At 63.9% G+C, this 12,540-nt stretch carries 15 protein-coding genes, 1 tRNA gene and 1 pseudogene; 8 read left to right on the top strand and 9 right to left on the bottom strand.

Going from position 1 to position 12,540, the window contains the following annotated elements; all coding sequences use genetic code 11:
* Positions 1-308: 308 nt before the first annotated feature.
* On the top strand, positions 309-1,235 hold the full coding sequence (locus tag D3H34_RS06975) for a polysaccharide deacetylase family protein (RefSeq protein WP_119552842.1): 927 nt from the start codon (positions 309-311) through the stop codon (positions 1,233-1,235).
* Positions 1,236-1,461: 226 nt separating this feature from the next.
* Positions 1,462-1,797 carry a hypothetical protein gene (locus D3H34_RS06970; protein WP_119552716.1) on the top strand — a complete coding sequence of 112 codons (336 nt, stop codon included), beginning with the start codon at positions 1,462-1,464 and terminating at the stop codon, positions 1,795-1,797.
* A 596-nt stretch (positions 1,798-2,393) separates the two neighbouring features.
* On the opposite strand, the gene D3H34_RS06965 is transcribed toward D3H34_RS06970, so the two are convergent.
* From D3H34_RS06965 to D3H34_RS06955, 3 genes are read right to left on the bottom strand one after another with little or no spacing between them, the layout of a single operon-like run.
* The gene (locus D3H34_RS06965) at positions 2,394-2,798 is read right to left on the bottom strand and encodes an Hsp20/alpha crystallin family protein (protein ID WP_119552841.1); all 405 of its coding nucleotides are present in this window, start codon (positions 2,796-2,798) and stop codon (positions 2,394-2,396) included.
* Positions 2,799-2,818: 20 nt separating this feature from the next.
* Complete coding sequence (locus D3H34_RS06960; RefSeq protein ID WP_119552715.1) at positions 2,819-3,256, bottom strand: Hsp20/alpha crystallin family protein; 438 nt, start codon at positions 3,254-3,256, stop codon at positions 2,819-2,821.
* 53 nt (positions 3,257-3,309) lie between these two features.
* Positions 3,310-3,645 carry a hypothetical protein gene (locus D3H34_RS06955; RefSeq protein ID WP_119552714.1) on the bottom strand — a complete coding sequence of 112 codons (336 nt, stop codon included), beginning with the start codon at positions 3,643-3,645 and terminating at the stop codon, positions 3,310-3,312.
* 727 nt (positions 3,646-4,372) lie between these two features.
* On the opposite strand from D3H34_RS06955, the gene D3H34_RS06945 reads away from it, so the two are divergent.
* The 4 genes from D3H34_RS06945 to D3H34_RS06930 all read left to right on the top strand — a co-directional run bounded on the left by D3H34_RS06945 (position 4,373) and on the right by D3H34_RS06930 (position 6,490).
* Entirely contained in the window at positions 4,373-4,639 is a 267-nt protein-coding gene (locus D3H34_RS06945) for a hypothetical protein (protein WP_119552712.1), read from the top strand.
* Positions 4,640-4,971: 332 nt separating this feature from the next.
* The gene (locus D3H34_RS06940) at positions 4,972-5,232 is read left to right on the top strand and encodes a hypothetical protein (RefSeq protein WP_119552711.1); all 261 of its coding nucleotides are present in this window, start codon (positions 4,972-4,974) and stop codon (positions 5,230-5,232) included.
* Positions 5,229-5,966 carry a putative type VI secretion system effector gene (locus D3H34_RS06935; protein ID WP_119552710.1) on the top strand — a complete coding sequence of 246 codons (738 nt, stop codon included), beginning with the start codon at positions 5,229-5,231 and terminating at the stop codon, positions 5,964-5,966. The genes D3H34_RS06940 and D3H34_RS06935 overlap by 4 nt, the downstream gene beginning before the upstream one ends.
* Positions 5,967-6,094: 128 nt before the next feature.
* Complete coding sequence (locus tag D3H34_RS06930) at positions 6,095-6,490, top strand: pentapeptide repeat-containing protein (RefSeq protein ID WP_119552840.1); 396 nt, start codon at positions 6,095-6,097, stop codon at positions 6,488-6,490.
* A gap of 58 nt (positions 6,491-6,548) precedes the next feature.
* On the opposite strand, the pseudogene D3H34_RS06925 reads toward D3H34_RS06930, so the two are convergent.
* From D3H34_RS06925 to D3H34_RS06900, 6 genes and pseudogenes are all read right to left on the bottom strand, one after another.
* Positions 6,549-6,806 (bottom strand): annotated as a pseudogene (locus D3H34_RS06925) (helix-turn-helix domain-containing protein); the annotation flags it as partial.
* A 298-nt stretch (positions 6,807-7,104) separates the two neighbouring features.
* A tRNA-Ser gene (locus tag D3H34_RS06920) sits at positions 7,105-7,194 on the bottom strand.
* A gap of 57 nt (positions 7,195-7,251) precedes the next feature.
* Complete coding sequence (gene serS / locus D3H34_RS06915; protein WP_119552709.1) at positions 7,252-8,583, bottom strand: serine--tRNA ligase; 1,332 nt, start codon at positions 8,581-8,583, stop codon at positions 7,252-7,254.
* A gap of 63 nt (positions 8,584-8,646) precedes the next feature.
* Positions 8,647-9,603, bottom strand: a complete 957-nt coding sequence (locus tag D3H34_RS06910) for a threonine/serine dehydratase (protein ID WP_434057681.1) — start codon at positions 9,601-9,603, stop codon at positions 8,647-8,649.
* 5 nt (positions 9,604-9,608) lie between these two features.
* On the bottom strand, positions 9,609-10,577 hold the full coding sequence (gene ispH / locus D3H34_RS06905; protein WP_119552708.1) for a 4-hydroxy-3-methylbut-2-enyl diphosphate reductase: 969 nt from the start codon (positions 10,575-10,577) through the stop codon (positions 9,609-9,611).
* Positions 10,574-11,017 carry an FKBP-type peptidyl-prolyl cis-trans isomerase gene (locus D3H34_RS06900; protein ID WP_119552707.1) on the bottom strand — a complete coding sequence of 148 codons (444 nt, stop codon included), beginning with the start codon at positions 11,015-11,017 and terminating at the stop codon, positions 10,574-10,576. Before D3H34_RS06900 ends, ispH begins: the two co-directional genes overlap by 4 nt.
* Positions 11,018-11,124: 107 nt before the next feature.
* Between D3H34_RS06900 and radC the strand changes: the two genes are divergently transcribed.
* Together radC and D3H34_RS06890 are read left to right on the top strand one after the other, a co-directional pair.
* A complete protein-coding gene (gene radC / locus D3H34_RS06895; RefSeq protein WP_119552706.1) occupies positions 11,125-11,802 on the top strand; it encodes a RadC family protein in 678 nt (225 codons plus the stop codon).
* The gene (locus D3H34_RS06890) at positions 11,802-12,464 is read left to right on the top strand and encodes a Smr/MutS family protein (protein WP_119552705.1); all 663 of its coding nucleotides are present in this window, start codon (positions 11,802-11,804) and stop codon (positions 12,462-12,464) included. Before radC ends, D3H34_RS06890 begins: the two co-directional genes overlap by 1 nt.
* Positions 12,465-12,540: the final 76 nt, after the last annotated feature.

Raw genomic sequence — 12,540 nt, 5'->3', positions numbered from 1 at the left:
ACACCGTCTTTCTGTGAATCAGCGGAAGCCCAGCTTCGACCAACTGCAGACGTAGACTCAACACGCTGACCGAAAGCCGGCACCACGTGCGAACATCAAGCCAGCATCTCCAATCCTCAGGTACCACAGGATCTCCCGAAGCACGCTCGGCACGCGCTCATCTCCGCCCCCTCAGCAAGAAATACTATGCGCAACCGCGTCCTCCAGGTCGCTGCGACAGCAGTGGCCATTTTTTTCTTCTTCTTTCTCGACCGCGCACGAGCTGCTTCGGCTTCTGCCAGTCGCAGCCCATTGAGATGGGCATCGCCATGACCACATTGCGTCGCGCGCTTTTCGCCCTTCTCATCGTTCTCAGTTCGTCCGGCGTCTTGGCCCAGACCTTGGCGCTGACATTCGACGACGGGCTCAATCCCCTGAAGGAGCCCGCGGCCCCGTCGTGGAACCGGCAGATCCTGGAGACGCTCCACGATGCAGGCGTGACGTCCATGGTGTTTCCCGCACTCGTGCGCACCGGCCAGGCCCAGGGACTGGACCTCATCCGGGACTGGGCGCGCGCCGGCCACGGGATCGGCAACCACACGTCCCAACACCGCAGCCTGGGATCGCCTCAAGTGCCGCTTGCGGACTTCATCAGCGATGTTAAGGAGGCCGACGCCGTGCTGAGCCGTATCCCTGGCTGGACGAAGATGCTGCGCTTTCCGTATCTCAAGGAGGGCGACACGCTTGCCAAGCGAGACGGCATGCGCCTTTGGATGCAGGCTGCCGGCTACAGGGCGGCGCCGGTTTCGATCGACGCGAGCGATTGGTACTACAACCAAGCCTATGCGGCGTGGCTGGACGAAGGAAATGCCGACAAGGCCAATCGCGTGAAGGCCGCGTACATCGAGCATCTGTTGGACCGTGCAGCCTACTACGATGGTTTGGCTCGGCAGGTCCTCGGCCGCAGCCCTAAGCATGTGATGCTTTTGCACACAAGCAGGATCAACGCCGCTGCTCTCGGGGAGTTGATCACGGCGTTCCGGGTGCGAGGGTGGTCTTTCATCGCCGCCAACACAGCCTTCGATGACCCGATCTACACCGTGCAGATCGACACCCTGCCGGCGGGCGAAAGCGTCGTTTGGGCCAGCGCCAAGGCAGTGCAGGTTCCAAGTCTGCGCTATCCAGCCGAGGACTCTGTCTATGAAGAACCCAAACTACGCGCGCTGGGACTGGTGCCAACGCGCATGCTGGAGTAGTGCACCAGCTAGAGTCAGCTTGAACTAGGCGAAGAGCTCCCGGACCGTTTCTGGCCCGACTGTAGCTTCACACGCCAGTGCGTCACCGAGACAGTACTTTAGATTTCCATCGGCGGCCCAGTTCCCCCCCCTCCCTCCTCTGGTTGCCCTTGCCCGTCTCGTGCGGGTTTTTTCTTGCTTCCCTCTCGGCTCGCGAAACGTTTAAATACAACCAGGAGGCAAAGAGGTGTCGATAAGGTTTCAGATTCTGCTGAGCGCTGAGGGGGCGAGCGCAGAGCAAAAGGAGGCAGCAAAGTCCGTATTTCTCCGGGCATTCGTGGATGCGCTGGGGCGCCCCGCCAACTTCCGCCCCTATCTGCTGGCATGGGCAGTACACGAGCGCGGTGAGCGCTTAAGCGACGAGCAGAAAGATCTGGTTTCCGCCGTCCTGCTTGCCCAAACCCTCGCTCAACGCCAGGGGCAGAAAGAGCTAGGTGGAGTGGCGGGCGTTTTCGAGATCGTCACCTCTTCCTCGCAGATGAAGGCGCGCCCTGTCGCGCGGCAAGAGCGGGCGGTGGATTGACAGCCACCTTGTCAGCCTTGGCCTGTTGAATCCACGCGATGCAATTTTGCTTCAACAGAGCAACGCCTTCAGCGCGGGTCATGCGCGACCTGCACACCACGACCTTGCATCGCTCCTTTCCGCCCTGTGTGATGTGAGCCGCCGCGGAGAACGAATTGGGCGAAGCCTGACTGAAATGAAATGTGCACGACCATTGCCCCAACTTGCCGTCGTATACAAGAACTTCGCCTCCCATGGCATACCCCTGTACTCTGTACAAGCGTGGCACCAGGATTGATGATTGGCGCGAGCAGCAAGTTGCGCCAACTTGCTCGCGTTCTTCGGTTGTGCATGTAGGAAATGACGCCCCCAGAAAGATGGCCGTCGCTGGCCGGACTATCAAGCCGCGCAGCTACGATCAACCGATGCCCCCTCTACCTCGAGATCACCGCTCGCCTCTCCGAGCACTGGCAAGCGAAGGGCAACGCTTACCCCAAGAAATTCGTGCTCTCGCCAGCGCTGCGCGCTGAGCACGTGCTGCAATGAGAATCGCCGAGCGTTACTACTAACCACACGTTCAAAGCGCGTGCAGCCATCACAGCTGCACGCGCATGCGCTCAGGTCACATCGACATTAATTCGCCTGGGCTTCGCATGCTCCGCCTTGGGAATCCGCAGCTTCAGGACGCCCTGCGTAAGCTCCGCCGAAACCTTTTCAGTGTCCAGTTCCTTGCTGAGCGTGAAGACGCGGCGGAATCGTCCCAACCCGACCTCCGTATGGCTGGTCTTCAGACCTTCAGGCACCGTCAGATTCGACTCGGCCTCGATGGTCAGCGTCGCCGCCTCGACGTGAAGGGAGAGGTTCTCGCGCGCGACGCCAGGAAGATCTGCGTAGAGCGTGATACCGCCTGTGTCCTCAATCACGTCCACTGGCGGCGTCAGCGCCGCACTGCCATAGCGCGACGGCTTCGCTTCAGAGCCCTCGGGCGCGCCGGTCGAACGGGTCTGGATGTCGTTATTCATGGTGGTCATCTCCTCTTGTCTCACTGAACCGCGATGCGGCGAGGCTGGGCTGACGCGCGCCGGCGAATGGTGATGCGCAGCACACCGTCAGCGAGCTTTGCATCGACCGCATCCGGGTCTGCATCATCCGGCAGCGTGAGCATGCGGCGAAACGCTCCTTCGAAACGCTCGTTGATGTGCACCGCAGCTTTCGCATCCCCCTCGGGCAGCACGGGCGCGCGTTTGCCTGCGATGGTCAGGAGGCCACGTTCGAGTTGGACCTCCAATGTGGCTGGATCTACACCCGGTGCGAAGGCATAGATTTCCACCGCCTGCGGTGTGGCACCGACGTTCAGCGCAGGAAACCCGTTGCTGCCGAAGCCGCGGATCGTGGGTGCCAGATCGAACGCTTGCTGCATATCCCGCTGCAAGCGATCCATCTCGGCAAGCATGTCGCGTGGGAAGAATGTTCTGTACATGGCTGAGCCTCCAAGAATCTGGAACGAATGGAACCCGAAATGGACCGAAGTCCTTACTGGGGCAGATGGCGCACGCTGCTCGGCCGTGGAGGGCCGCTCGCATAGGAGCGGGGCCGTGCAGTGAATCGCGGCGAGCGGTTTCGCCAGCGCGGAGGTCGTGATTCCGGGTAGCTGAATTTCGCCAGTTCCTCGCGCCCCTTCTGGGTGATGGCCAGCACTTGAGCGGCTGTGGCGGAACCGGACATGGACAGTGGATCTGAGGGCGATGGCACCAGGGCGACGACTAACCCGGCGGCCCGCAGAATCCTGACCTGGTCGATGTCCTCCGTGCGATAGAACGTCACGGGCAGTCGAGAGCCGGCGATTTGCTTGAGCAAGTTCATGGTCATTGCAGTACCTCCTTTTCGGTTGACCAATTTCCGACGGAAGAGAAGATAGGTGGGCCCTTGCGCGATTTCAAGAGGGATTTTTTCGACTGGCTCGCGCGCCCTTGCGTCCAAAAAAAAGCCCGGCGCTCAAGGCCGGGCAGAGGTTTTTTACAGCAAGCCTACACAGTAGGCGCCCGAAGTTTACGATGTTGATCCAACCCATGAATGTAGGAAAATTCCGTCATCGGATCGGCAATCTTCAAAGAGGCGCGCTACGGCAGTTCCATCAGCGCACGGTCGTTGTTCAGTGTGCCGAGCAGAAGCTGCACTTCGTTGTCTTGCCCTAGTTCCGAGCCGCCTCCCAGGCAGCTCTTTCATGGGTGTCGCCTGCTCGCCCCCTCTTGATACAGCCCCCCTCAGATCTCTCCTAGAACGGCCAGTCATCTTCCGTGAGGTGATCGGCCGCTAGTAACATCCGGCCCGCAAGATTGGCGATGGTGTCATCGAGGCAGACCTTGCTGCCCTGCATGCCGAGGAGGCCGGCGTGCTCCTCGAAGGCTCGATGATGAGATGGATCCTCCAGGTACTGTGCGCCCGACTGGCAAGTGGCGCAAGACATACCAGTCCCACTGGCAGCAAACGCCAGATACCACCCAGGGGTGGTTGGTATCGCCGCGCCGCCGAGGGATGCTGGCGACAATTCGCGTATGAGCCAGACTGGCTTTTTTCTCCGAAGCCACCACGATCCTTGACAACCCTCTATCTGCAGATGACCGGGAAGCTGATCGCCCACTGGAAGGCGTACGGCAACGCATATCCCCAAAAGTTCACGCTGTCGCCAGCGCTGCGCGATGAGTACCTCCGCTGCCTCAGCTGGATGACCAACAACCGCGGCAAGACGGTCACCATGCCCGCGACGCACATGGGCGTGCGCATCGAGGTCGCGGAGGGCTCGCCCGGTGTGATGGTGGCGGCCGACGGCACCGAGGTTTCGCTCGTCTCACCCGAGGCATGAAGACCTTGGAGTTGGCCGGTGCCGCCCTGCTGCCAGGGCTGACCAACCCGCTGTCGGGAGAATCGAGCCCCGGCGAAAGCGCGGGCCCTAGTGACAACAAGGTGGGCCTCGGCGTGCGAGCGCCGGAAGGACGCTTGCCGTAGGCGACATGGGCCTATCGAGGCGGCTTTTTCATGGGTGCTTGATCTGATGAGTTGATATATCCGTCAGCACGACCTCAAGCGAAGACCATGATGGAAAGGCCCATCCATTGAGCCGATCGACCCAGCGCCCGCCACACTCCCTCAAACCCTCTGCACACGCCGCCGAAGCACCCTTGACGATGGGCTGCCGTGGGCACGGCCGTGCGTGCAGTGGGCGCGCGCGCTGCTGCGTTCGTGGGCCTGCGCATCGTCGGCATGGCGCTGGGCGGCTGGATCACTGTGGGACTGTTCGCCATTCAGTTGGTAATCTGGTGGGTCACGCCCGATGCGCTGCAGGTGTGGCTTGACCATTCGGCATTTGGAAAAGAGCGCCGGAACGAGGGCTACAAGAGCGCTGACGAGCAGGACAAGAAATTGCAAGAAGCCCTGGTGGAGATGGGATTCCAATGAGCGAAAGTACGGCGACACCGGTAGCCTCCGGCCTGGTGACACTGAACGGTGTCATTCGCAACTACCGCAGCACGAGAGCGAGCGCGAGCTTTGTCTTCGACGACAGCGACAAGTCCAAGCTGGGCGTGGTGGCCGTCGCGGCTGCGACGGTCGGGCTCAGCGGACAGGCGATCTCCACGGCAGCGAGCGCAACGAGCCTAGAAGAGGACGCGGACCATGTCGAGTTCGAGCTCGACGGCCAGCAAGTCAAGGGGTGGCTGTGGCGCAGCCCTTTCAAGGAAGGCGACGAGGTGCGTGTGGCGGCGCAGTGGACAGGTCAGCACTACGAAGCCATGGGGATGGCACGTCCATCGGACCGCACCATTGCGCTGTATCCGCATTGTTCCAGGAGCCGGCGCACGCACATCCGCAATGCGGCCAAATGGTGGTTCCTCGGCGTGACGCTGTGGCTTGCCGTCCTTGCGGGCGTGTGCCTCGCGGTTCTCGGACTGACCAGTGGCCTGGACATGATCGCTTTCGGATTTCCCTACGGCGCACCGATTTCCTACGCCTTCTTCGGCTTGATGACCTTCAGCCTCACGCGCAAGTGGATGCCTTTCGCCCGCCTGACAGAGAAGGTCGGCAAGGCCCTGGGGCTTCCAGCGCCAGAAAACATCGATCTTGTAAAGACCGCCAAGGCGCAGAGAAGATCAGAAGATCCGGGCGAATATGGGACCTTCTACTTCCGGTACTGATCAGTAGAAATGCCCAGCCATTTGATACCGAGGCTGGAGGATCGGGCACGACGAAGATCGTCGATGCCTGATTGGCGGATGGATCCGTTTCTTGGATCGCCAACCTCAACTCACACACCAACATCGTCATGAGCGCACAGCAGATCATCACGGACCACGACCTCTGGCGCAAAGGTGTTGGCGGCGCTGCTGCAAGCCTGGTCGGTCAGTCCGACAACTTTGCCTATGCTGGCTTGGACTTGAATCTGGCTCAGTTTGCTAGTAGCAACTTTTGCGGCACGAGCTTCTCGGACACGACTTTCCAACGGGCTGGCTGGTCAGACTGCACTTTCGTCGGGTGTACCTTCACGCACTGCGATTTCCAGTTCATCGCAATCAGTGGTTGCACATTCGTCGACTGCAACTTCAGTGCCAGCAAATTCGATCAAAGTAGTTTCAATGATGTTCAGTTCGACCAATGCTGTTGGATTCCGCCGATCTCTGACCCTAGATTTCCACTAAATACTGACCCACCCGCTTTGTGAGCCTGAAGGCTTCACTGTGTGGATAAGTGCTTGGTGTTCTCCTTTTTGGGTTGAGTGTGTGGATCTGCCGCAGATTGCGCCGCTGTTTCCGCGATTTGGTGGCCTCGATCGCGAGCCAGGTCGCGAGCTTCTCGGCATAGGGATCGAGCTTGCTTGAGCTCTCCCGCTTGGCGTAGCGCGGCATTTCTTCGCCCGCACGCAGGTATTTCTTTACGGTGTTGCGAGACAGGCCTGTACGCCTGGCTATCTCGCGGATGGACATCTGCTCTCGCAGGGCCCAGCGTCTGATGACACTCAATGTCGCCACGTCTATCACTCCTAGGATCCCCTGCTTTAAAAATCAGCAGGGTAGGGTTTTACGTGGGTCAGTCTTAGACGGAAATTACTGCGCTAGCTGGGTCAATTTTCGACGGTAAACAACATGCTGGGGCTGCTGGGGCTGCTGGGGCTGCTGGGCAAACGCTACAGCACGCGCCGCCTTTCGAAGGCACAGCCCACCCCCGCGCTTGTGCAACGGGGCACAAAGCTGTCCAACTGAGCGCAAAAACAAAAGGGGGTAAAAAAGGGGGTAGAACTACCCGCTTAGGCTGCAACCCGCATGAATGCTGGGTCACTGGAGGAGAGGGAGGGATTCGAACCCTCGGTACTATCGCTAGTACGCCTGATTTCGAGTCAGGTACATTCGACCACTCTGCCACCTCTCCGGTGCTGTCGAGCCTCAGATTATAGCCAGAAAAATCGGACTTCTGACGCTCCGGGCTTCAACCGCGCAAAACTTCGAGGCCGCCGAGGTACGGACGCAACGCCGCAGGCACGTTGATCGAGCCGTCTTCGTTCTGGTGGTTCTCCAGCACGGCGACCAGCGTGCGGCCCACGGCCAGGCCGGAACCGTTGAGCGTGTGCACCAGTTCGTTCTTGCCCTGGGCATTCTTGAAACGGGCCTGCAGGCGGCGTGCCTGGAAGGCTTCGCAGTTCGACACCGAGCTGATCTCGCGATACGTGCCCTGCGCGGGCAGCCAGACTTCGAGGTCGTAGGTCTTGGTGGAGCCGAAGCCCATGTCGCCGGTGCACAGCAGCACGACACGGTACGGCAGCTCCAGCGCCTGCAGCACGGCTTCGGCGTGGCCGGTCATCTGCTCGAGCGCGTCGTAGCTCTTCTCGGGGTGCACGATCTGCACCATCTCGACCTTGTCGAACTGGTGTTGGCGGATCATGCCGCGCGTGTCGCGGCCCGCGCTGCCGGCTTCGGAGCGGAAGCATGGCGTGTGGGCCGTGAGCCTGATCGGCAGCTGCGATTCGGCCACCACCTCGTCGCGCACGAAGTTCGTGAGCGGCACTTCGCTGGTCGGAATGAGGTACAGCGCCGAGTGGTCGGGCGCGGGTTCGCCGTCCTGGCCGCCCTTCTTCGCGGCGAACAGGTCGCCCTCGAACTTGGGCAGCTGGCCGGTGCCGCTCAGCGTGGCGGCATTGACGATGTAGGGCACGTAGCACTCGGTGTAGCCGTGCTTCTCGGTCTGGATGTCGAGCATGAACTGCGCAAGCGCGCGGTGCAGGCGGGCGATCGGGCCCTTCATGACGGAGAAGCGCGAACCCGAGAGCTTGGCGCCCATCTCGAAATCGAGCCCCAGCGGCGCGCCGAGGTCGACGTGGTCCTTGGCCGTGAAGCCCAGCGGCGTGGCGCTGGCACCGGCACCGCCCTTCGGAGCCCAGCGGCGCATTTCGACATTACCGGTCTCGTCCTCACCCAGCGGCACGCTGGCGTGCGGCAGGTTGGGCACGGCGAGCAGCAGCGCATGCAGCTCGGGCTGGATCTCGTCGAGGCGCTTGGATTGCGATTCCTGCTCGGCCTTGAGCGCATTGACCTCGGCCATGAGCGCATCGGTCGATTCGCCCTTGGCCTTGAGCGGGCCGATCTGCTTGTTCAGCGAGTTGCGGCGCGCCTGGATTTCCTCGGTGCGGGTTTGCAGCGTCTTGCGCTCGGCCTCGAGCGCGGTGAACGCCGAAACGTCGAGGTAGGGCTGGTTCTTCTTGCGTTTTTCGAGGCCGGCCACAGCGGAGGCCAAGTCTTTGCGGAGCAGGGTGATGTCGAGCATGGGGGGATTTTAGGTGGGCGCCCGGCCCGCGCCCGCCCTCCCCGCCCGCACACCTCAGGTGGCTCAGGCGACAGTGGCCGGATCGACATTCGCCCCGCAGACGATCAGGCACACCTTCTCGCCCTCGCGTGGCACATAGGCGCCCGTCTGCAGCGCCGCCAGCGGCAGCGCGGCGGCCGGCTCCACGGCGAGCTTCAGCTCCTTCCACAGCCACTGCTGGGCGGCGCGGATGGCGTCGTCGGACAGCAGCAGCGCATCGCGCACCTGCTGCTGCGTGATCTCCCAGGCAATGGCGCCGATGCGGCGCGCGCCGAGCGAATCGGCCGCGATGCCGCCGACGTCCACGTCGACAGGCTCGCCCGCCTCGCGGGCGCGGAACAGCGTCGGCGCCTTTTCGGGTTCGAGCGCCACCACGCGGGCGCGCTGCTCGAACCAGCCGGCCAGGCCGCCGATCAGACCGCCGCCGCCCACGCTCACGAGCACGGCGTCGGGCAGGCCGCCCTGCGCCTCGATCTCGCGGCCGAGCGTGCCGGCGCCGGCCACCACTTCGGGCTGGTCGTAGGCGTGGGTGAGCAAGGCCCCCGTTTCTTTCTGGCGCGTCAGGCAGGCGGCCAGCGCATCGGGGTACAGCTCGCCGACCACGACCACTTCGGCCCCCAGCGCGCGCAGACGTGCGCGCTTGGCTTCGGGCGACACGCCCGGCAGGAACACCTGGCACGGCACGCCCAGCGCCTTGGCCGCCGCCGCCGTGGCGATGCCGGCGTTGCCACCGGAAGCCACGATCACGCCGGCTTCAGGGATGTCGTTGGCCAGCAACCGGTTCATCATCCCGCGGGCCTTGAAGCTGCCGCTGACCTGCTGGTGCTCCAGCTTGAGCCAGACTTCGGCGCCGGGCGCGGTTACGCCGAAGGCAGCGGCCGGCAGCTTCCACAGCGGGGTTTCACGCAGGAAGTGGCCGGCGCGCTCGCCCAGCCTGCGGGAGGCGTTCTCGATGTCGGAGCGCCAATCGGTGTTTGTCATGGAATTCAGGAGATGTGCCCGGGGGGCGGGATGTCGTCGAGCTTGAGGCCCTTGGGAAGCGGGAACTTGATGGTTTCCTCGATGCCGTCCATCTTGCGCACCGACACGGCGCCGAACGCGCGCACGCGCTCGATCACCTCGTGCACCAGCACCTCGGGCGCCGAGGCACCGGCGGTGAGGCCCACGCGCGTCTTGCCCTCGAACCATTCGGGCTTGAGTTCGTCGGCCGAATCGACCATGTAGCTCTCGGTGCCCAGGCGCTGCGCCAGTTCGCGCAGGCGGTTGCTGTTGGAGCTGGTGGGGCTGCCGACCACGATCACGAGGTCGACCTGCGGGCTCATGATCTTCACCGCGTCCTGGCGGTTCTGGGTGGCGTAGCAGATGTCCTGCTGCTTGGGCTCGCGCACGTTCGGAAAGCGCGCGCGCACGGCGGCGGCGATCTCGGCGGCGTCGTCCACGCTGAGCGTGGTCTGGGTGACGACGGCGAGCTTCTCGGTCTGCAGGGGCGCGGCGTTGGCCACGTCGGCCACGTCTTCCACGAGGTGGATGCCGCTGGACAGCTGTCCCATCGTGCCTTCGACCTCGGGATGACCCTTGTGGCCGATCATGATGAATTCGTAGCCCTCCTTCGCGAGCTTGGCCACCTCGACGTGCACCTTGGTCACGAGCGGGCAGGTGGCGTCGAAGATCGAGAAGCCGCGATCGCGCGCCTCTTGCTCGACGGCCTTGCTCACGCCGTGCGCGCTGAACACCAGCGTGGCGCCGGGCGGCACGTCGGACAGCTCTTCGATGAAGATCGCGCCCTTGGCCTTGAGCTCGTTCACCACGTAGGTGTTGTGCACGATCTCGTGGCGCACGTAGATCGGCGCGCCGAACTTGGCGATGGCGCGCTCGACGATCTCGATGGCACGGTCCACGCCCGCGCAGAAGCCGCGCGGCTCGGCCAGGAGGACTTCTTCGATGTTCGGATTCATAGCACCCCGATCAACTTCACCTCGAAGGTCACCGGTTGCCCGGCCAGCGGGTGGTTGAAGTCGAAACGCACGCCGGTCTCGTTCGACTCGACGACCGCGCCCGCGTAGCTGCCCGAGCCATCGGGCGTGGGGAACTGCACCACGTCGCCGACGGCGTACTGCTCGTCGGGATCGCCCATCTTCGCGAGCAACGTGCGGGCCACCCATTGCTGCATGTCGGGGTTGCGCTCGCCGAAGGCCTCGCCGGCGGGCAGCTCGAAGGTGGCGTGCGTGCCCTCTTCCAGGCCCATCAGGCGCTGCTCCATGGCCGGCGACAGCTCGCCGGTGCCGAGCGACAGCGTGGCCGGCTTGTCGGCGAAAGTGTTGATGATGTCGCCCGCCGGACCGGCCAGCCGGTAGTGCAGGGTCAGGAAGGAGCCGGAAGTCACAACTTGGGACATGGGTGCAGCGAAGGTGGGCAAAGACGAGGGAGGTGTCCCGATAAACTGGCCGCCATTTTAAGGATCGGGGCATCCACCTGCCCCGTCACAGGTTTCCGCAGGGTTTCATGGCATTCAAGGATCTCCCTCTCGACGCCCGGCCGCGTGAAAAGCTCATCGCGCGGGGCGCCGCCGCGCTGGCCGACGCAGAGCTGCTGGCGCTGCTGCTGCGCACGGGCGTGGCCGGCAAGAACGTGCTCCAGCTGGCCCAGCAACTGCTCGAACGCTTCGGGGGCCTCTCGGGGCTGCTGCACACGGCGCCCGACGACCTCAAGGCGGTCAAGGGCATGGGCGGCAGCGCCAAGCGCTCGGAACTCATGGCAGTGCTCGAACTGGCGCGCCGCGCCATGGGCGAGCGCCTGAAGGAGCGCACGGTGTTCGACTCGCCCGAGTCGGTCAAGCAGTACCTGCAGCTGCACATCGGCTCGCGCCCGCACGAGGTGTTCGCGGTGCTGTTCCTTGACGTGCAACACCGCCTGCTCACGCTCGAAGAGCTGTTTCGCGGCACGCTCACGCAGACCAGCGTCTACCCGCGCGAGGTCGTCACCCGCGCGCTGCACCACAAGGCGGCGGCCGTGGTGCTGGCCCACAACCACCCGAGCGGCAGCATCGAGCCCTCGCGCGCCGACGAATCGCTCACGCAGACGCTGCGTGCCGCGCTCGCGCTGGTCGACGTGCGCGTGCTCGATCACGTCATCGTGAGCCCGGGCCAGAGCTTCTCGATGGCGGAACGGGGGCTGATCTGATGGCGTCGTCTTCCCGTCCCCCGGCCCTGAAGGCCCTCGCCGACCTCAAGCAGGTGCAGCGCGTGCTCGCCGAGACCCGCGAGCGCGAAGCCGCCGAAGCCGCCGCGCGCGACGCGGCCGAGCGCAAGCGCGCCGCCGAGAAAGACCTGTTCACGCGCGCCATCGGCGCCACCGCGCCGCTGCGCCGCAAGGCCGCGGTACCGCTCTCGCCCGAGCCGCCCGCGCCCATTCCGGTGCAGCACCAGCTCGACGAGCAGCGCGTGCTGCGCGAGTCGCTGTCCGACGAGTTCGACGTGACCACGCTGCTCGACGTCGACGACGCCATGAGCTTTCGCCGCCCCGGCATCGGCACCGAGATCACGGCGCGGCTGCGCAAGGGCGACTGGGCGATCCAGGCGCAGGTCGACCTGCACGGCCTGCGCAGCGACGAGGCGCGCGAGGCGCTGGGCGGCTTCATCCGCAACGCCCACAAGCAGGGGCTGCGCTGCGTGCGCGTGGTGCACGGCAAGGGCCTGGGCTCGCCCGGCAAGCAGCCGGTGCTGAAGACCAAGACGCAGCGTTGGCTGATCCAGAAGAACGAGGTGATTGCCTTCGTGCAGGCCAAGCCGGCGGAAGGCGGGGCGGGCGCGCTGGTGGTGTTGTTGGCGCCCGTGCGGCGCTGAGCTTCTTGTCTTGCCCCTTCCCCTTCCGGGGGAAGGTTGGGATGGGGGCACGCGGCCATCGAGGCTGCTCGGCGTT

Source organism: Acidovorax cavernicola, assembly GCF_003581445.1.
This window is presented reverse-complemented; position numbering and strand designations above follow the sequence as displayed.